Source organism: Micromonospora sp. CB01531, assembly GCF_001905095.1.
Lineage (GTDB): Bacteria > Actinomycetota > Actinomycetes > Mycobacteriales > Micromonosporaceae > Micromonospora.
Window position 1 is genome coordinate 20,923 of sequence record NZ_LWLS01000076.1, and the last position, 18,198, is coordinate 39,120.

The 18,198-nt window shown below is 73.8% G+C and carries 21 protein-coding genes and 1 pseudogene; 11 read left to right on the forward strand and 11 right to left on the reverse strand.

Annotated features, from left to right (window positions below):
• Positions 1-73: 73 nt before the first annotated feature.
• Positions 74-1,486, reverse strand: coding sequence for an aminotransferase-like domain-containing protein (locus tag A6A27_RS21995; protein ID WP_073836538.1), 1,413 nt, complete (start codon positions 1,484-1,486; stop codon positions 74-76).
• Between A6A27_RS21995 and A6A27_RS22000 the strand changes: the two genes are divergently transcribed.
• From A6A27_RS22000 to A6A27_RS22010, 3 genes are all read left to right on the forward strand, one after another.
• Positions 1,485-2,498: a DMT family transporter gene (locus A6A27_RS22000; RefSeq protein ID WP_083672764.1), complete on the forward strand. Its 1,014-nt coding sequence runs from the start codon at positions 1,485-1,487 to the stop codon at positions 2,496-2,498. The two genes, A6A27_RS21995 and A6A27_RS22000, sit on opposite strands and share 2 nt — an antisense overlap.
• Positions 2,499-2,584: 86 nt before the next feature.
• Positions 2,585-3,556 (forward strand): pirin family protein, encoded by a 972-nt coding sequence (locus A6A27_RS22005; RefSeq protein WP_073836539.1) that lies wholly within the window; start codon positions 2,585-2,587, stop codon positions 3,554-3,556.
• A 31-nt stretch (positions 3,557-3,587) separates the two neighbouring features.
• Positions 3,588-4,253, forward strand: a complete 666-nt coding sequence (locus tag A6A27_RS22010; RefSeq protein ID WP_073836540.1) for a hypothetical protein — start codon at positions 3,588-3,590, stop codon at positions 4,251-4,253.
• Between the two features lie 211 nt (positions 4,254-4,464).
• On the opposite strand, the gene A6A27_RS22015 is transcribed toward A6A27_RS22010, so the two are convergent.
• The gene (locus A6A27_RS22015) at positions 4,465-5,127 is read right to left on the reverse strand and encodes a DUF1345 domain-containing protein (RefSeq protein WP_143194106.1); all 663 of its coding nucleotides are present in this window, start codon (positions 5,125-5,127) and stop codon (positions 4,465-4,467) included.
• A gap of 8 nt (positions 5,128-5,135) precedes the next feature.
• On the reverse strand, positions 5,136-5,405 hold the full coding sequence (locus A6A27_RS22020) for a DUF2795 domain-containing protein (RefSeq protein WP_073836541.1): 270 nt from the start codon (positions 5,403-5,405) through the stop codon (positions 5,136-5,138).
• A 153-nt stretch (positions 5,406-5,558) separates the two neighbouring features.
• Between A6A27_RS22020 and A6A27_RS22025 the strand changes: the two genes are divergently transcribed.
• Positions 5,559-5,966, forward strand: coding sequence for a DUF2267 domain-containing protein (locus tag A6A27_RS22025; protein ID WP_073836542.1), 408 nt, complete (start codon positions 5,559-5,561; stop codon positions 5,964-5,966).
• 86 nt (positions 5,967-6,052) lie between these two features.
• Here the strand turns inward: A6A27_RS22025 and A6A27_RS22030 are convergent, their stop codons facing one another.
• Positions 6,053-7,201 (reverse strand): CaiB/BaiF CoA transferase family protein, encoded by a 1,149-nt coding sequence (locus tag A6A27_RS22030; RefSeq protein WP_073836583.1) that lies wholly within the window; start codon positions 7,199-7,201, stop codon positions 6,053-6,055.
• Positions 7,202-7,462: 261 nt separating this feature from the next.
• Here A6A27_RS22030 and A6A27_RS22035 point away from each other — a divergent pair.
• From A6A27_RS22035 to A6A27_RS22055, 5 genes and pseudogenes are all read left to right on the forward strand, one after another.
• A pseudogene (locus A6A27_RS22035) lies at positions 7,463-8,483 on the forward strand (TerC/Alx family metal homeostasis membrane protein).
• A gap of 94 nt (positions 8,484-8,577) precedes the next feature.
• Complete coding sequence (locus A6A27_RS22040) at positions 8,578-9,177, forward strand: sulfite oxidase-like oxidoreductase (protein ID WP_073836543.1); 600 nt, start codon at positions 8,578-8,580, stop codon at positions 9,175-9,177.
• 1 nt (position 9,178) lies between these two features.
• Positions 9,179-9,940: a ferredoxin reductase gene (locus A6A27_RS22045; protein ID WP_073836544.1), complete on the forward strand. Its 762-nt coding sequence runs from the start codon at positions 9,179-9,181 to the stop codon at positions 9,938-9,940.
• Between the two features lie 13 nt (positions 9,941-9,953).
• Positions 9,954-10,247 (forward strand): DUF6510 family protein, encoded by a 294-nt coding sequence (locus A6A27_RS22050; RefSeq protein ID WP_073836545.1) that lies wholly within the window; start codon positions 9,954-9,956, stop codon positions 10,245-10,247.
• Positions 10,248-10,761: 514 nt separating this feature from the next.
• Positions 10,762-11,295: a GNAT family N-acetyltransferase gene (locus tag A6A27_RS22055; RefSeq protein WP_073836546.1), complete on the forward strand. Its 534-nt coding sequence runs from the start codon at positions 10,762-10,764 to the stop codon at positions 11,293-11,295.
• 50 nt (positions 11,296-11,345) lie between these two features.
• On the opposite strand, the gene A6A27_RS44345 is transcribed toward A6A27_RS22055, so the two are convergent.
• A complete protein-coding gene (locus A6A27_RS44345; protein ID WP_158074027.1) occupies positions 11,346-11,504 on the reverse strand; it encodes a hypothetical protein in 159 nt (52 codons plus the stop codon).
• Entirely contained in the window at positions 11,501-12,112 is a 612-nt protein-coding gene (rpsD, locus tag A6A27_RS22060) for a 30S ribosomal protein S4 (RefSeq protein WP_073836547.1), read from the reverse strand. Before rpsD ends, A6A27_RS44345 begins: the two co-directional genes overlap by 4 nt.
• Positions 12,113-12,282: 170 nt before the next feature.
• On the opposite strand from rpsD, the gene A6A27_RS22065 reads away from it, so the two are divergent.
• Positions 12,283-13,581, forward strand: coding sequence for an NAD(P)/FAD-dependent oxidoreductase (locus tag A6A27_RS22065; protein ID WP_073836548.1), 1,299 nt, complete (start codon positions 12,283-12,285; stop codon positions 13,579-13,581).
• 51 nt (positions 13,582-13,632) lie between these two features.
• Here the strand turns inward: A6A27_RS22065 and A6A27_RS22070 are convergent, their stop codons facing one another.
• The 3 genes from A6A27_RS22070 to A6A27_RS22080 form a co-directional block, all read right to left on the reverse strand.
• Complete coding sequence (locus A6A27_RS22070) at positions 13,633-14,799, reverse strand: AI-2E family transporter (RefSeq protein ID WP_073836549.1); 1,167 nt, start codon at positions 14,797-14,799, stop codon at positions 13,633-13,635.
• 42 nt (positions 14,800-14,841) lie between these two features.
• Positions 14,842-15,633: a spermidine synthase gene (locus A6A27_RS22075; RefSeq protein WP_073836550.1), complete on the reverse strand. Its 792-nt coding sequence runs from the start codon at positions 15,631-15,633 to the stop codon at positions 14,842-14,844.
• A gap of 64 nt (positions 15,634-15,697) precedes the next feature.
• Positions 15,698-16,675 (reverse strand): DUF2267 domain-containing protein, encoded by a 978-nt coding sequence (locus tag A6A27_RS22080; protein WP_073836551.1) that lies wholly within the window; start codon positions 16,673-16,675, stop codon positions 15,698-15,700.
• Positions 16,676-16,878: 203 nt separating this feature from the next.
• Here A6A27_RS22080 and A6A27_RS22085 point away from each other — a divergent pair, with 203 nt between their 5' ends.
• Positions 16,879-17,190, forward strand: coding sequence for a hypothetical protein (locus A6A27_RS22085; RefSeq protein WP_073836552.1), 312 nt, complete (start codon positions 16,879-16,881; stop codon positions 17,188-17,190).
• Between the two features lie 66 nt (positions 17,191-17,256).
• Here the strand turns inward: A6A27_RS22085 and A6A27_RS22090 are convergent, their stop codons facing one another.
• Both A6A27_RS22090 and A6A27_RS22095 read right to left on the reverse strand, forming a co-directional pair.
• Positions 17,257-17,538, reverse strand: a complete 282-nt coding sequence (locus tag A6A27_RS22090) for an STAS domain-containing protein (protein WP_073836584.1) — start codon at positions 17,536-17,538, stop codon at positions 17,257-17,259.
• A 46-nt stretch (positions 17,539-17,584) separates the two neighbouring features.
• Positions 17,585-17,956 (reverse strand): STAS domain-containing protein, encoded by a 372-nt coding sequence (locus tag A6A27_RS22095; protein ID WP_241825389.1) that lies wholly within the window; start codon positions 17,954-17,956, stop codon positions 17,585-17,587.
• Positions 17,957-18,198: the final 242 nt, after the last annotated feature.

Consider the following 18,198-nt stretch of genomic DNA (forward strand, 5'->3'; position numbering starts at 1 on the left):
GCCGGTGGCACTCTGATCCTCACCGCGGGTTGGTGAATCGGCCGGATGGTGCGGGCGGCTCGGCCGGCTGACCTCATGGCCGGCGCGCGTCGGTGACGGCTTCGGCGGCGTGAGCGAGGCGGCGGACGGCCTCGTCCATGAGATCGGGCGGGGCCGCGGCGTAGGTCAGGCGCAGGTGCGGCGCCGGGGGTTCGGCCGCGTACCACGGGCGGCCGGGGAAGACGATGACGCCTTCGGCGGCAGCCGCGGCGGCCAGCGCGACGTCGTCGGTGCCGTCGGGCAGGCGGACCCACAGGTGCAGGCCGCCACGGGGGATCATCGCTGGGGCGAGCTGCGGCAGGTGCCGGCGTAGCGCCGTCAGCAGCGCCTCGCGCCGCGCCAGCAGCGCTGTCCGCAGGGTGCGGCGGTGCCGGGTCCAGGACGGGGCAGTGACGAACTCCAGCGTGGCCTGCTGCAGCGGACCGGCCACGAAGAAGTCGTCGAGCAACCGGGCCGAGCGCAGCCGGGCACCGGCCGGGCCGCGGGCACCGATCGCGGCGACCCGCAGCCCGGGGGCGGCGGACTTGGTCAGTGAGCGCAGGTAGACGACATGCCCGTCGGGGTCGTCGGCGGCCAGCGGTGGCGGGCCCTCTCCGTCGATGGTGAGGTCGCGGGCGTAGTCGTCCTCGATCAGGAATGCGCTGGCGTCTCGGACGGCGTCGGCGACCCCGGCTCGGCGGTGAGCTGCCAGGCTGGCACCGGTCGGGTTGGCGTGGAGCGGTTGGCAGTAGAACAGTCGCGCGCCGGTGCGGGCGAACGCGGCGGCGAGCTGGTCCGGGCGTACGCCGTCGGCGTCGGCGGGCACCGGCACCACCCGCAGTCCGGCCGCCCGGGCCGTGGCTAGCGCCCCCAGGTAGGTCGGAGACTCGACCAGCAGGGTGTCGCCGGGCGCGGCGAGCGCGCGCAACGCCGACGACAGCGCCGCCTGCCCGCCCGGGCAGATCACCAGGTCGTCGGCGTGCAGCCCGGTCTCGGCCTCGCGGGCGAACCAGGCGCGCAGGTCCGCGCGTCCCTCGGCCGGTCCGCGCTGCCAGGTGGCGGGCTGCCGGGCGGCGCGGGCGAGCGCGGCGCCGAGCGCCGCGGCCGGCTGCAGATCGGCGTCGAGGTAGCCGCCGGACAGCGGAATCGCTCCCGGCCGCGGTAACGCCAGTAACGCCTGCATCTCCTCCTCGCCCGGTCTGCGGGCGCCGAGCGCCACTGTCTGCCAGGACAGGTCGGGTGCGCGCCGCTCGTCCGGCCGGGCGGCCACGAAGGTGCCCTTCCCCGGTCGCGTCTCGATCAGCCCTTGCGCCACCAGTTGCCGGACCGCCTCGGCGACGGTGACCGGTGAGGCCTGGTGCCGGGCGGTCAACTCGCGCACCGAGGGCAGCTGTGTGCCGGCGGCCGCGGCGGCCGTGAGCCGGCGCAGATCTTGGATAACGCGATCTGCTGCGTTACCGTTGTCCATGAAGCAGAAGAGTAGCGCTACTGCGGCCGCCACGGTAACGGCGGAACGGTTCGTCGGCCTCACCCTCGGCGCGCTGGGCGTGCTCGCCTTCAGCATGTCGCTGCCCGCCACCCGCGTCGCCGTGGGGCACCTCGACCCGTGGTTCGTGGCCTTCGGCCGGGCCGTCGGGGCGGCGCTACTGGCCTGGGCGTATCTGCGTCTCACCGGCGCGCCGCGGCCCACCCGCCGCCAGTGGCGGCGCCTGTCGATCGTGGCCGTCGGCGTCGTTGTCGGCTTCCCGCTGTTCACCTCGCTGGCACTGACCACCCAGACCGCCGCGCACGGCGCGGTCGTCATCACCGTGCTGCCCGCCATGACCGCCGTGTTCGCGGTACTGCGGGCCGGCGAGCGCCCACCGCTGCTGTTCTGGGTCGCCAGCGGCGGCGGGCTGGTCGCGGTGCTCGCCTTCCTGATGACCAGCGGGGCGGTGCACGGCGCACTGTCGACCGCCGACCTGTTCCTGCTCGCGGCGGTCGTCCTGTGCGGGCTGGGCTACGCCGAGGGCGGCTCGCTCGCCCGGGAACTCGGCGGCGCACGGACGATCTGCTGGGCGCTGCTGCTCTCGCTGCCCGTCACCCTGGTCGTCACGCTCGTCGCCGCCGTGGCGAATCCCCCGCACGCCGACGCCGCCGCCTGGTCGGCGTTCGGCTATCTCACCGCGATCTCCATGTTCCTGGGCTTCTTCGCCTGGTACGCGGGCCTGGCCCGAGGTGGCATCGCCCAGGTCGGACAGCTCCAGCTCGCCCAGCCGGTACTCACCCTGCTCTGGTCCGCGCTGCTGCTCGCCGAGACCGTCACCCCGGCCTCGATCGGGGCGGCGCTGGTCGTGCTGGCCTGCGTCGTGCTGATCCAGCGCACCCGCGACAGCACACCGGCGCCGGCCGAAACCGGAGGGACCACGTCCATCCCCTGCCGACCGGCGGCGGCGCCCACGCCGACGCGTGCCGGGCCGGCGGGTCGCCGGACGCGGTGATCGCCAGCCCGTGCACCCGCTCCGTCGGCCCGGGGGAGAGCGTAAACACGGTGACCGCCGCGGCGGGCTGAGCGTAGAGTCGGGCGGTGGACCGTACCGAATCGCTGCCGGCGCAGACCGTCCCACCTGGCGCGGCGCCCACCGACCCGGGCAGCGTGCTGCTGCCCGGCCACGACGTGCCGCTGGGCCGCTACACCACGGTGCGGCGGCTGCTGCCGCAGCGGCAGCGGCGGATGGTGGGCGCCTGGTGCTTCGTCGACCACTTCGGACCGGATGACGTCGCCGAGCGGCCGGGCATGGAGGTGCCGCCGCACCCACACACCGGGTTGCAGACCGTCACCTGGCTGGTCGACGGCGAGATCCTGCACCGGGACAGTCTGGGCAACGTCCAGCCGATCCGCCCGGGGCAGCTCAACGTGATGACCTCCGGTCACGGCATCGCCCACTCGGAGCGGTCGCCGGCGGCGCACCCCCCGGTCATGCACGGCGTCCAGCTCTGGGTGGCGCTGCCGGATCCGGCGCGGGCCGGCGCGGCGGACTTCGCCCACCACGCGGAGCTGCCCCGCTGGCGCGACGGCGACCTCGACGTGACCCTGTTGGTCGGCGAGGTGGGCGGCGAGCGTTCGCCGGCCGTGGTGCACACCCCGCTGGTGGGCGCCCAGCTCGAGGTCCGCGGCCCGGCGCCGGCCACCCTGCCGCTGCGCCGTGACTTCGAGTACGGCCTGCTGGCGATGTCCGGCTCCGCCGAGGTGGACGGGGTGCCGTTCGCGCCGGGGGCGCTGCTCTACCTGGGCTCCGGTCGGGCCGTGCTGACCCTGCGCGCCGCCCCGGGCAGCCGGCTGCTGCTGCTCGGCGGTACGCCGTTCGAGGAGCCGCTGGTCATGTGGTGGAACTTCGTGGGCCGCTCGCACGAGGAGGTCGCCGCCGCCCGGGAGGACTGGATGGCGGGCCGCCGGTTCGGCACCGTCGCCGACGATCCGGCGCCCCCGCTGCCGGCCCCGGCGCTGCCCACCACGCGACTGAAGGCGCGGGACCGCAGCGGTGGTGTGCTCGGCTGAATGCCTGGCTCCGGCGCGGGTAGACCCGGGCATGCCGACCAGTGTGATTTCCAGCATCGAGGACAAGAAGCGATTGGTCCGCCGGCTCGCCGGGGACGGCCGGGGGTTCGCCGAGCGGTACGGATTCCGGGTCATCAACAACCCGTCCTCCCTGTTCCAGGTGCTCTACCTGTCCGTTCTGCTGGCCCGCCGCGGCGACTACCGCAAGGCGGTCGACAGTGCGGTGGCGCTCCGGGACAGCGGATGGGACAGCGCCGCCCGGCTGGCCCGGTCGTTGCACGCCGACCGCGTACGCGTGCTGCGGGAGGCGGGCCAGCGCGGCGATGTGGACCAGTTGGCCACCGTGCTCGGTGACCTGGCCCGTGCCGTCGTGGACCGCTATCGGGGCGACCTGCGCCGGTTGCGGACCGCGGCGCAGCAGGATCCGGCCCGGGAACGGCGGTTGCTCCGCGACCTGCCCGGTGTGGACGACGACGTGATCGAGTTGTTCCTGCGCGAGGCCCAGGCGGTGTGGCGGGAGGTGGCGCCGGTGGCCGACAAGCGGGCCCTGGTCGCGGCCCGCCGGCTGGGGCTCGGCCGCTCCGCCGACGACCTGGCCGGGCTGGCCGGCAGCGGTGAGTCGGAGCGACTGGCCTGGCTGGTGGGTGCACTGGCCCGAGTGGACCTGGAGAAGCGCTACGCGGAGCTGACGGGCTGATCGGGACGTGCGGCGGGCCACAGTTTCGCGATAGTCACCCGTTCGGCTGATGTTGCATTGTATGATGATCGTGGCAGCGATGCCCGCCCGGTTCGGGCGAAGATCCACCGCTTGATGGTCGCGACCCGGTTCGGGCGCGGACCACCAAGGACAGGTGCTGCGTGGCGCCCCAGGTCGCGGTTCGTGACCCGGGGCGCCCGCCTGTCCAGGCTCATCGCGCTAGGCTCGCCACCAGGTTGACGGTGGCCGCGATGATGACCGCTCCGAAGAGGTACGCCAGCAGCGTGTGGCCGAGCACGGTCCGCCGCATCTCGGTGCCGGACAGGTCGGTGTCCGAGACCTGGAACGTGGCCCCCACCGTGAACGCCAGGTAGGCGAAGTCCGCGTAGCAGGGCGGTTCGGGTTGGTGGAAGTTCACCCCGCCCGGCGTGCCGCTGTAGTACAGCCGGGCGTACCGGGCGGCGAACAAGGTGTGCACCACGAACCAGGAGACCACCACGCTGAGTACGCCCAACCCGGCGTTGGCATCCAGCGGAAGGCCGGACCGGGCGGCGTGCGCCTTGGTCAGCACCACTCCGACCCCGACCAGGCTGGCCATGCAGGCGACCAGCAGGAGCACATCCCGGACCGCCCGATTCGGATCCTCGCTCACGGCCAGCCGCGCCGTCCCGGCCGCGTCCAGCCGCCACAGCCGGCCCCAGAGCAGGGCCAGCCAGGCCAGCGCGGCGGCGTCCCAGCCCACCAGCGGTCCGAGTGCCGGCGAGGCCAGCACCCCGAACAGTCCACCGCAGACGACCCCGACCAGCCCCATCACGGCGAGCTGGACCCGGGCCGGGGTGTGCCCGTCCGGGACGCCTCGGCCCGGGCTCCCCACCGGCGGTGTCAGATGCCGCGTACGTGCTGCGAGACCCGCTTGTGCTTGTCCCGGGCCTGCGCCGCGCGCTGCGACCGGTCGACCTCGGGGGCGGCGTCGATGCCCGCCGAGCGGGCCACCTCGTTGCCGTTGGCGTAGTCCACCGGCGGCAGCGCCCGCAGCGCCTGCAACACGTCCGGCGGCGCGCCCTCCCGTTCGGCCTCCCGGATGACGTCGTCCTTGCCGGCCGGATAGTCCAGCGCCGACAGGTAGTCCAGGACGTCCGTGTAACTCGCCATGAGTCGGGCTCCTCGCGCCTCGGTTGCGGTCACGACCGGCGGCGGTTACCCGCCGGGCCGCCGGTCACGCGCGGGACGGGCGGAAAATCCCGTCGTTTCCGCGCCCCGGTGGCGGGTAGGCGGCCGATCCGCAGACCGAAGGGGGCACCACCGATGCAATACCTCACCTTCGTCGACCAGGTCGCCCGGCGTACCGGGACGTCCGAGGAACGGGCGGCGGAGCTGGCCCGGGCCACGTTGGAGACCCTGGCCGAACGGTTGACCGGCGGCGAATTGCTGGATCTCGCCGCACAGCTGCCGAAGGGGCTCCAGCGGGTGCTCAAGCCCCACCCGAGTGCCGAGGCGGCCGAACGGTTCGGCGCGGCCGAGTTCGTCGCCCGGGTCGCCCGACGGGCCGACATCGACGAGAACGCCGCGCGGGACACCATTCGAGCCGTGTTCACCACCCTGCGCGAGGCGATCACCGGCGGGGAGTTCAACGACGTGGTGGTGCAGTTGCCCCGCGACTTCCGGGACATCGTGGAGCCGGCACTCGCGCCGGCCAGCGCACGCCGCAGGTGAGCCCGCCGCTCGGCCGCCCTGAGCGGCCGTGCCGGCGCCTCAAAGGGCTGGCGAGGTCGCCTGCTGTGGTGCCGCCCCGGTAGCGGTCAGGCGACCCGGCCGGCGGCGCGCAGGGCGGCGATCCGGTCGGGGTCGAAGCCGGCCTCGGCGAGCAGCTCGTCGGTGTGCTCGCCAGGCCGCGGCGGCGGCCGGCGTACGGCCGTGGGGGTCGCCGAGAAGCGTGGCGCGGGCGCCGGTTGGGTGATCCCGTCGTGGTCGACGAAGACGCCCCGGGCCGCCAGGTGCGGGTGTTCCGGCGCCTCCGTCCAGTCCAGCACCGGCGCGACGCAGGCGTCGGATCCGGCGAGCAGCTCCGTCCACTCGTCCCGGGTCCGGGTGCGGAACAGGCGTGCCCACGCCGTACGCAGCGCGGGCCAGTTGGCCGGGTCGGACCGGTCTGGGGCCTCGTCGCCGGCCAGCGGGAAACCGGTGCGCCGGACCAGCTCGTCGTAGAACCGCGGTTCCAGCGCGCCCACCGCGAGGTACCGCCCGTCGGCGCACTCGTACGTGTCGTAGAAGGGGGCGCCGCCGTCGAGCAGGTTCACCCCGCGCCGGCCCTGCCACCTGCCGGCCGCGCGCAGCGCGTGGATCTGGGTGGCCAGCACCGACACGCCGTCCACGATGGCCGCGTCGACGACCTGGCCGGGCGCGCCGGCCCGGACCGCGTACAGGGCGGCGACGACGCCGAGGGCCAGCATCATCCCGCCGCCGCCGAAGTCGCCGAGCAGGTTCATCGGCGGCACCGGGCGCTCGCCGGCACGGCCGATGCCGTGCAGCGCGCCGGTCAGCGCCAGGTAGTCGATGTCGTGGCCGGCGGTGTGGGCGAGCGGCCCGTCCTGGCCCCAGCCGGTCATCCGCCCGTACACCAGTCGGGGGTTGACGGCGAGGCAGTCGTCGGGGCCGAGGCCGAGCCGCTCGGTGACCCCGGGCCGGAAACCCTCGAGCAGCGCCTCCGCCCCGGCCACCAGCGCCAGCACCACCTCCCGCCCCTCGGCGGACTTGAGGTCGACGGCGAGCGAGCGGCGGTTGCGGGTGAGCAGGTCGCCGGACATGCTGCCGAACCCGTCCGGGGTGGCGCGGTCGACGCGGACCACGTCCGCGCCGAGGTCGGCCAGCATCATCGCGGCGAACGGGCCGGGCCCGATGCCGGCCAGCTCGATCACACGTACGCCGGCGAGCGGGCCCTCATCGGTCATCGCGTCACCATAGGTCCCCGGCGCACTACACACCATGGTCCGCCGCCGCACCCAGCGGTTGACCAGGGCAATCATTCGACCCAGAGGCATCGATGCGGACTTGGCGGGCACGCTGAGGTTGCCCTAACCTGGAGCGCGCGAGGGGAGTACTTCCCACGAACCATTCCGGTCAGTACGGCGTGCCCGGCACGCCTCGGGTGGTTGCCCACGAAGGGTGGGTGAAGGAGACCTCGAACATGACACGGTGTTCGAGGAGATTCCATGACCGAATTGTCGTACCTGTCCGCGGCTGAGCTGTCGACGGTCGGCACCCCCACCCTGTGGGCGGTGACCATCGCCGGCGTGCTCGCCCTGCTGATGCTCGACTTCCTGGTCACCCGCCGCCCGCACGAGGTGTCGCTCAAGGAGGCCCTCGGCTGGTCGGCCTTCTACGTCGCCCTGCCGCTGGCCTTCGGCGCCTGGGTCTGGTCCCGGTACGGCTCCGAGCTGGGCGTCCAGTACCTGACCGGCTACCTGGTGGAGAAGTCGCTCTCGGTCGACAACCTCTTCGTCTTCATGCTGCTGCTGGCGGCGTTCGCGGTGCCCGCGGTGCTGGCCCAGCGCGTCCTGCTCTACGGCATCGTCGGCGCGCTGGTGCTGCGCGCGGTCTTCATCGCCCTCGGCGCCGCCGCCCTGCAGACCCTCGACTTCGCCTTCCGTGCGCTTCGCGATCATCCTGATCGCCACCGCGGTCAAGCTGCTTCGCGACGCGCTCTCCGGCCACGAGCAGGAGGTCGACATCAACAAGATGCGGTCGGTGAAGCTGCTCCGCAAGGTCATGCCGGTGGTCGAGGAATACCAGGGCACCAGGATGACCGTGCGGCAGCACGGCCGCCGCGCACTCACCCCGCTCGCCCTCGTGGTGGTCGCGGTGTTCGCCACCGACGTGGTCTTCGCAGTCGACTCGGTGCCCGCCGTCTACGGCATCACCGAGGACCCCTACCTGGTCTTCGCCACCAACGCGTTCGCCCTGCTCGGCCTGCGCGCGCTCTACTTCGTGCTACACGCGGCGCTCAGCCGCCTGGTGCACCTCAGCTACGGCCTGGCCGTCATCCTCGCCTTCATCGGCGTCAAGCTCGGTCTGCACTGGGCACACGGCATCTGGCCGGGGGTGCCGCAGATCCCCACGCTCGCCTCGCTCGGCGTGATCATCGGCGTCCTCGTGGTGGTCACCCTGACCAGCCTGCGCGCCACCCGGAACCGGGAAACCGGCGACGCGGAGGTCGTCGCCGAGCGGCACTGAGCCCACCGGACGGAGCCGCCGCGGTGCTCACCCACCGCGGCCGGTCCGGCCGAACCCCACGCCCGGCCCACCCCTCGGGTGGTACGACTGACGGGTGGGAATCGTCTCGCCGGGCTTCCAGGGCCGGCCCCGCACGGCCGAGCCGGCCCTGCCGCCCGGGCAGTACCTCACCGAGGACTGGCCGGTGCTCTCCGCCGGACCGACGCCGAAGGTGCCGCTGGACACCTGGGAATTCGTCGTCAGCACCGAGACCGGGGCCGAGTTCCGCTGGTCCTGGTCCGAGCTGATGGGCCTGCCGCAGGACACGCCGACGCTGGACATCCACTGCGTCACCCGCTGGTCCAAGCTCGGCACCAACTGGCAGGGCGTCTCCCTGGACACCCTGCTCGAGGGCATCGACACCCAAGCGCGGTACGCGCTGGCCCACTCGTACGGCGGGTACACCACGAACCTGCCGCTGGACGACCTGCGCGGCGGGCGGGCCTGGGTGGCGCACACGTACGAGGGTGGCCCGCTCCCGGCCGAGCACGGCGGCCCGGCCCGGCTGCTCGTGCCGCATCTCTACTTCTGGAAGTCGGCGAAGTGGGTGCGGGGCATCCGGCTGCTCGTCGACGACCAGCCCGGTTTCTGGGAGACCGCGGGCTACCACGACTACGGCGACCCGTGGCGCGAGCAGCGCTACCAGGGCGACTGAGGTGTCCGCGCCCCCGGCCGGCAACCGGGTCGCCGCGCCGCTGACCTGGCGGGTGGCCCGCCTGGCCGAGCGCCGGATCGAGACGCCGACCGCGCAGACCCTGGTCCTGGACGTGCCCGACTGGCCGGGGCACCTGCCGGGGCAGCACGTCGACGTCCGGCTCACCGCCGCCGACGGCTACCAGGCGGCCCGGTCGTACTCGCTCGCGGAGCCGGCCGATGCCGGCCGGATCGCGCTGACCGTGCAGCGGGTGCCCGACGGGGAGGTGTCGCCGTACCTGATCGACGTGTGGGCCGCGGGCGATCCGGTGGAGGTACGCGGGCCGGTCGGCGGCTGGTTCGTCTGGCGTACCGAGGAGACCGCGCCGGTGCTGCTGGTGGCCGGCGGCTCCGGCGTGGTGCCGCTGATGGCCATGCTCCGGGCCCGCCGCGCCGCCGGCAGCCGGGCGCCGTTCCGGCTGATCTACTCGGTCCGCAGCCCCGCCGACATCTTCTACGCCGACGAACTGCGCCGCCGCGTCCGCGAGGACCAGGGCCTGGACGTGGCGTACGTGTACACCCGCCAGGCGCCGGAGGACTGGCGGGGCGAACCGCACCGGATCAACCTGGCCGACGTCAACACCCACGGCTGGCCGCCCGACCTGGACCCGCTCTGCTACATCTGCGGTCCCACCGGCTTCGTGGAGACCGTGGCGGACCTGCTGGTGGGCCTGGGCCACCAGACCCGGCGGGTGAAGACCGAACGCTTCGGACCGACCGGGTGACCGAGGAGGGCGCATGACCGAAATGTCCTACCTGGACGGCAACATGCTGGACGGGCCGCTGCGGGAGATCTTCGCGGTGGACCTCAGCACCGCCACCGGCCGGTGCGCGCACTGCGGGACGGCCGGCCCGATGGCCGGGCTGCACGTCTTCTCCCACGCCCCCGGCCTGGTCGGCCGCTGCCCGGTCTGCGAGCAGGTGATGCTGCGGCTGGTCCGCGCGCCCGACCGCGCCTGGCTGGACCTGCGCGGGGCCACCGTCCTCGAGCTGCCGATGCCGCTCGACCAGCCCCACCCCGGCCCGCTGTAGGCCCAGCGCTGCTCGCTGCCGTGGCAGCGCTGCTCGCTGACCCAGTCCGGGTGCAGGCATGCCGAGACGCTACGAACTTGATGACGTAGATGATTCACGCCGAGGCGCCGCACTGGCCTGGCCGGTCCGGCGGCCCGGCCTGAGTCGTTCATGTCATCAAGTTCGTAGGCGGCGTGGAGCTACATCCCTGCCCGCTCCGCGCGGGTCAGAGCGGCGGCCGGTCGCCGGTGGGGCGGCCGGCGGCGGTCCGGCGGCCCAGTCGCCGAGCACGGCGGCGCGCTCGGCGCCGTCGGCCGGTCTCCCCACCGGTGGTTCAGCTGGCCGTGTCCGCGAGTCGTCGCCAGGCCAGGGCGGTGAGCACCGCGAGCGCGCCGGCGCCGAGCCAGAACGGCGCCAGGAGACTTCCCGTCACTTGGGCGACGAGCCCGCCGTCACCGCGCCGGCTAACGCATGTCGATCCGGCGCGCGACCCCGATTGGACAGCGGACCGGCCGGTGGCCGAGAGTGGGGCCCCGTGAGATACCTGCGTACCGACGGTCGGGTGGGCATCCGGCGGCCCCGGCCCGCCGACGAGGCCGAGTTCATCGCCGCCGCCCGGCGCAGCCAGGAGCTGCACCACCCATGGCTGTCCGCCCCCGACGACGCCGAGCGGTACGCCGCGTACCTGCGCAAGATCCGGGGGCGGGACAGCTCCGGCTACCTGTTCTGCGACCGGGCCACCGGGGAGATCGCCGGATACGCCACCATCAGCGGCATCGTCATGGGCGCGCTGCGCGGTGGCTACCTGGGTTACGCCGCCTTCCTGCCGTACGCCGGCACCGGGCACGCCTCGGCCGGGATCCGCCTGGTCATCGGGCACGCCTTTACCGCGCTCGGGCTGCACCGGCTGGAGGCGAACATCCAGCCCGGCAACGAGCCGTCGAAGCGGCTGGCCCGCCGCCTCGGCTTCCGGCTGGAGGGCTTGTCGCCCGACTACCTCTTCATCGACGGCGCCTGGCGGGACCACGAGCGGTGGGCGATCACCGCACCGGAGCCCGAGCGGCCCTGACGCGGCGGTGGCGGTCGCCGTCCGGGCGGCCGCCACCGCGTGCCGTCGGCTCAGCGGCCGGGCCCGCGCGCCTGCGGGCGCTGCCCGGTCAGCCGCTGCAACTTCGCCTCTTTGTGTTCCACCCGTCGGCGCTGCCGGGGCGTGAGCCGCGGACGGCCACTCTGTTGCTGGTAGTTGGACACGCGCCGGTCGGTCGGCAGGATGCTCACAGCGGGCCCCCTTCGATGGTCTGGACGGCGAGCGGGACGTCCCGCAGCGCCGGCACCTCCTGGCGCTGCGGCTCCCGGGTCAGCGTCGCGGTGCCACGGTCCGCCCGGACGTCCAGGTAGGGCGGGCTGTCGCCCGCGGCCTGGTCGGCCATCGCCACGGCGACCGGGGCGCGGCACTGCCGGTCCGGCCGGACCTGGATGGTCTGCCCCGGGCGGACCAGGTACGAGGCCCGGTTGACCTTGCCGCCGTCGACCGTGAACGTGTTGTGCGCGACCAGGTCGCGGGCCTCGTTGATGGAGCGGGCGAACCCGGCGCGGTGCACCAGCGCGTCCATCCGCTGCTCCAGCTGTCCGGTCAGGTTCTCCGTCGAGTCACCGGGTTGGCTGACGGCCGCCACCAGGGCCCGGGCCAGTTGCCGGTCCCGCAGCTCGTAGCGGGCGCGTACCTGGTGCCGTGCGGTGTCGTCCAACCAGGGGCCCCCAGGCGCGCGTCGCGGCCCGCCGCGTACGCCCACCGGATGCCGCTGACGCCGCATGCGGTAGCCGTACGCGGGGTGGATCGGGAACACGTCCTCGGGCGCGGGACGTACCGTGGTCCGGACCGCCATGTCGTTTCCTCCCTCGGCTCTCGCGGTCCCACCACCCTCCGTCGCCGCCGGGTGAGGTCACCCCACCCGATCCGGGTGACGCTCAGCTGCCGGGCCCGCGGCACGGGATTCGGCCATCGCGGACGGGATGCCCACGTTTGTCGGGCGTGTCGACGGGAACGGCAGTGGACATGACGAAACCTCGTGTGGTGATCGTGGGTGCCGGGTTCGCCGGATACCACGCGGCGAAGACGTTGAGCCGGCTGGCCAGCAGGCGGGCGGAGATCGTCCTGCTGAACACGACCGACTACTTCCTCTACCTGCCGCTGCTGCCCGAGGTCGCCGCCGGGGTGGTCGAACCGACCCGGATCTCCGTGCCGCTCGCCGGCACCCTCGACGGCGTCCGGGTGGTGATCGGCGAGGCGAACCGGGTCGACCTGCACAACCGGTGGGTCGGCTACCGGTCGCCGGAGGGCGACGAGGGGCAGCTCGCGTACGACCGGCTGGTGCTCTCCGTGGGCAGCGTCAACAAGCTGCTGCCGATCCCCGGGGTCACCGAGTACGCGCACGGCTTCCGTGGCCTGCCCGAGGCGCTCTACCTGCACGACCACGTGGTCCGGCAGATCGAGTTGGCCGAGGTGACCGACGACCCGGCCGAGCAGCGGGCCCGGACCACCTTCGTGGTGGTGGGCGCGGGCTACACCGGCACCGAGGTGGCCGCGCACGGGCAACTCTTCACCGACCGGCTCGTCGCCCAGCGACCGCACCTGAAGGTACGTCCGCGCTGGATGCTGCTCGACGTGGCACCCCGGGTGCTGCCCGAGCTGGACCAGCGGATGTCGATCACCGCCGACCGGGTGCTGCGCCGGCGGGGCGTCGACGTCCGGATGGGGACCTCGGTCTCCGAGGCCACGCCGGACGGCGTCATGCTCACCGACGGCGAGTACGTCCCGACGTGCAGCCTGGTCTGGTGCGTGGGGGTACGCCCTGACCCGTTCGTCGCCGAGCTGGGGCTGCGTACCGAGCGGGGGCGCCTGGTGGTCGACGAGTACCTCAACGTCCCCGGCTACCCCGAGGTGTTCGCCTGCGGCGACGCGTCCGCCGTGCCCGATCCCAGCCGACCCGGGCAGATCTGCGCCATGACCGCCCAGCACGCGCAGCGGCAGGGCAAGCTCGCGGCGCACAACATCGCCGCCTCCTACGGTCAGGGCGCCCGCAAGCCGTACAAGCACCACGAGTTGGGCTGGGTGGTGGACCTGGGTGGCAAGGACGCGGCGGCGAACCCGCTGAACGTGTCGCTGGCCGGCCTGCCGGCGAAGGCTGTCACCCGCGGCTACCACCTGTTCGCAATGCCGGGCAACCGGGCCCGGGTCGGCGCGGACTGGGTGCTCGACGCCACCCTGCCCCGGCCCGCCGTGCAGCTCGGGTTGGTGCCGGCGAACGCCGTACCGCTGGAGAGCGAGTCGCCCGAGGTGGTTCGCCGGAGTTGAGGCAGGCCGGCGCGGGGTGGGTGGCGCCGGCCGAACCGTGCGGAGGATCGTTCACTCCGGATGTTCTTCTTCCTTCCCCCGCCCGCCGGGCGGACGCACGGATGTGTCGTCCCGTCGGGCGCTCCGGCGGTGGCCCCACCAGGACCGGCCCGAGTCGGTGCTGTTGGCCGGCGCGGGCAGGGTACGCAGCCCGGCGGGGGTGAACTCACGCAGCAGGATCTGCGCGATCCCGGCCGCCGGGATGGCCAGCAGGGCACCCACCAGGCCGCCCACCGCGGCGGCGAGCAGCACGCTGACCAGCACGGTCAGCGGGTTGAGCCGGACGGCGCGGGACATGATGACCGGTGCCAGCAGGTGGTTCTCGGCCTGCTGGTAGAGGATGAAGAAGACCAGCACCACCACGCCGGTGGTGGGGGACTTCAGGAAACCGGCACCGGCCGCGAGGATCGCGCCGATCGTCGCGCCGACCAGCGGGATCAGGTCCGCGATGGCGACCAGCAGGGCGATCACCGCGGCGAACGGCACCCCGGTGACGAGGAGCAGCACGAAGGTCATCCCGCCCAGCAGCACGCTGATCAGCAGGTTGCCGCTGAGGTAGCCGGTGACGGTGCGGGAGGACTCCCGGCCGATCCGGCGCAGCCGCTCCGCGTGGCGCTCGCCGGCCAGGGCCAGCGTCGCGGCGATGACTTTCGGCGCCTCCAGCACCATCAGGTACGAGAGCACCACCACGGCGGCGATCCCGGCGCCGATCTGGGCCGCCCCCCGGAGCACCCCGATGGCCGGTTGGCCGAACCGGGACGCGTACTGCTCGATCTGACCGGCGTGGGCGTTGGCGTACTGGCGGAGGTGGAGCCGGTCCAGCAGGTGGCCGATGGGTCCCTGCCCGGCCCTCGCCTCGCGGAGCAACTCCGGCGCCCGCTCGGCAAACCGGGCCACCTCGTGCACCAGCGGCAGCACGATCGCCGCCGTCAGGCCGGCGAGCAGCACAAAGGCGGCCACGAAGACCATCAGGGTGGCCAGCGCCCGGCGCCGGACGAGCCGGCGCTGCAGCCAGTCGACCACCGGCTTGAGGGCGACCGCGAAGAACGCCGCGACGAGCATCCAGGTGAGCACCACCCTGGTCGCCCAGACGAACCCCAGCGCGATCAGGGTGGCGAGCAGCAGACCGATGACGATCAGCGTGCGCCGGACGGTGGACCGGTCGTCGGCGTTGCTCATCCGGCGCGCCTACCCCTGCGCGGGGCGTGGAAACCCGGCGGGTCAGTGGTCGGCGAGGTCGGCGTCGGTGGCCGGGCGGGTGCCGGCGAGGAACGCGTCCAGCGTCGCCCCGTGCAGCACGCCGCCGGGCACCGGGTCTGCCGCGGCGCGGGCCACGAGCCGGCGTACCGGCAGCCGGTCGGGGCGGTGGGCGGCGGCGAGCACCAGGTTGCCGTACCGCCGGCCGCGGAGCATCCGCCGGTCGGCGACCAGGTAGACGTCGGCGAACACGGCGCGCAGGTTGGCCACCTGCGTCCGGGAGAAGACCAGCGGCGGCAGGTCGGTGACGTTGACCAGGTAGATGCCGTCCGGGCGGAGCACCCGGGCCACCTCGGCGACGAACTCGACGCTGGCCACGTGCCGGGGCATCCGGGCCGCCCGGTAGACGTCGGCGAGGACCAGGTCGTACGCCTCGGCCGGCGCGGCGGCCACCGACTCCCGGGCGTCCCCGACCTCCACGGCGATCTCGGGCGGCACCGGAGGCAGTTCCCGGCGGACCAGCTCGACCACGGCCGGCTCCCGCTCGACGACCCGCTGCGCGGAGCCGGGGCGGGTGGCGGCGAGCCAGCGCGGCAGGGTGAGTGCCCCGCCGCCCAGGTGCAGGGCGGTCAACGGACGCCTGGCCGGGGCGGCCAGGTCGACCACCGCGGCCATCCGCCGGACGTACTCGAAGTGCAGGTGGCGGGGGTCGGCGACGTCGACGTAGGACTGTTCGACCCCGGCCGCGAGCAGAGTACGCCCGCTCGGCCGGGCCCGGTCCACAACGATCTCCAGATCCTCCGCACCGCTGCCCACGACGGGCAACGCTACCCGTGCGGCGTGGGCCGGCGGGCGGCGTGCCCGCCGGCCCGGGGGCGGCTCACCCGGCGTTCATGCCGGCACCCACCTCGTCGATGGCGGCGTCGACCCGCTGGGCCAGGTCCACGTCCAGCGCGCTCACCCCGTCAACCTGCTGGGTCCGTACGGTGATCAGGGCGCTGTCCGATTCGGGCCGGCCGATCTGCGGGCCCCGCCCGGTCTCGGCCTTCAGCAGGTCGAGGCGGTCGAGCACCCGGTCCAGGTTGTCGGCCGGCAGCTCGATGGTGCGCACCAGCGACTGCCGGTCGCTGGACCAGTACGGCAGGCTGGCGAGCGCGTCCCGCAGCTCCTGCTCGTTGAGCGGCGCGGTGGCAGACGTCGGACCCACCAAGCCACCGCCGGCCTCCGGCGGCGCGAGCAGGTCCCGCAACCCGTCCGGTACGCGCAACGACTCGACCAGGTCGCCGTCAGCGTCGGCCAACGCGCCCAGGGTCGCCTCGGCCTGGTAGCGCGCCTGCTCCGGGCTGAGCCGGCTGCGCCGGCCCACCTCGGCCAGGAAGCCCGGCAGGTCCCGGTGTCGATCGATGCCGTCCACCGGCACCACGTCGTGCAGTTTCACCGGCACCGCCGCGAGCAGCCGTTCCCGCTCGGCCTCGTCCAACGCCCAGGCCAGCGCGAGCACGGTCGCCTCCGCCGCGACCTTGGCGGTGGAGAAGTCCACCCCCGCGCGCCGGCTGACATCCTCGACCAGATCTCGGTAGCCCACCCTGGTGACCCCCGCAGCCTGCGGGGTCCGGTTCGGCAGCGCCCGGGGTCGCTCCGGCACGCCGGCCGGCGGCGGGGCCGGACCACCGCGCGTAGCGTCCGGCTTGCGCCGCCCGGCGGGCGCCGGCCCGGACCGTTCGCGCTGGTCCAGCGAGGTGATCTGCTTGGACGCGCTCAGGCTGGCGCCGGTCTGGCTCGGCCGCCGACCGCGTTCCCGGGCCTCCCGGGCCAGAGTCCGGCGGCGCTGGTTGTCGCCCTCCATCTGCTTGCGCATCGTCGCACCTCGTTCCTCTTCGGGTTGCGCCTTCCGCCGCTGGCCTTCCCGGCGCTGCCGGGAAGGAAACGGGGTGCGCCCGGCGACCGGGCCAAGCGGCCGGCGAGCTTCATTCGCTGCGGGTGAGGGTCGCTCACCCGGTGCGGCTCCACGATCGCAATGGACCGGAAGAACTTCCGACGCACGCGGAAGGGAAGGTCGCCATGAAGAGGATCGCCGAGATCGTTCCCGCCCGACCCGGCTGGTACGCGCGGTGGCAGGTCAGCCCGGAAACCACCCGCTGCTACCCGGTCACCCTGTGGGCGCTCCTAGAGGAGGCCGACGGCAGCGGCCGCGAGGTCGTCGGCGTCGACTGTGTGGGGCAGTGGCCCGGTGCGGACGACAACGAGCCAGGTGGGACGTTCGTCCGCTATCTCTTCCAGACGCCCGATACCGGCGCACCGGACGACGCCGAGCCCCCCACGCCCGGAGAGCTCCGGGAGTCCGGTCCGCGGCGGCAGCCGGTCACCGCCTGAGCCACCCTCCCCGGCCCCCGGCTCCTGGTCCCAGGGTCGGGGGCCACCCCTGTCCCGGGTGGCGGCTCAACCGACGTCGCGGGTCTCGTCGGTCATCGTGGGCGGCGCGGCCAGCACCTCACCCAGCCCGGTGCGGTGGATTACCACCAGCGCGCTGAGCCCGGACGAGTCGCACAGGCCCACGCCGCCGAAGTCGATCAGCAGCTCCCGGATGCCGTCACGGCGCAGGTCGGCGGCTGCGGCGACGGGTTCCGCCGCGGTGTCGAAGTCCAGGTCGCCGGTGAGCCGCAGCCGAGCACGCGCGGGGTCGAGCCGGTCCACCTCGATGGTCAACAGCTCGGGGGGCATGTCGTCCACGTTCCCAGCCGCACGTGATCGGGAAAGCCGGGGGTGCTCAGGCGGAGGCGGAGGCGGCGGCCGTCGAGCCGCCGGGTGCCGCCGCTTCCTCCCGGCCGTCGGGCTGCGGCCGGTCCAGCAGACCGGTGACCCCGGTCATGTCTAGGATCACCGCCAGGAACCGTGGCGTGTGCCGCAGCTCGAGGGAGGTGCCGCCCTGCTGTCCCTCGCGCCAGGCGTGCACGATCACGGACAGGCCGGTGCTGTCGATGAAGAGCAGGTCGCCGAAGTCCAGCACCAGCGTCTGCGGGCGCTCGGCGACGAGCCGATCGATCTCGGTGCGCAGCGGCTCGGCGGTGGTGAAGGCCAGGTCGCCGCCGACTCTGATGGCCGGTGCCGCAGGAACGGAACGGTCCACGGAGATGCTCAACGGCGTCGCCTCGGGCTTTCTCCGTCCGGGTACCACCATCACGCCTTTCCACCGGCTGCCGATCGGCTGCGTCGTCCGGATCGTAACAATCCCCGGGCCACCCCGATCGGTGCCGCCTCGATGCCCGGCCAAGAACCGTGGGGTGGCGATAGCGACGTACGGGCGTAGGGTGGGGTGCAGAGATATGGCCAACGCGCCCTTTTTGGAGGACCGCGGGTATCGACAAGGAGTGGGGCTTAGCT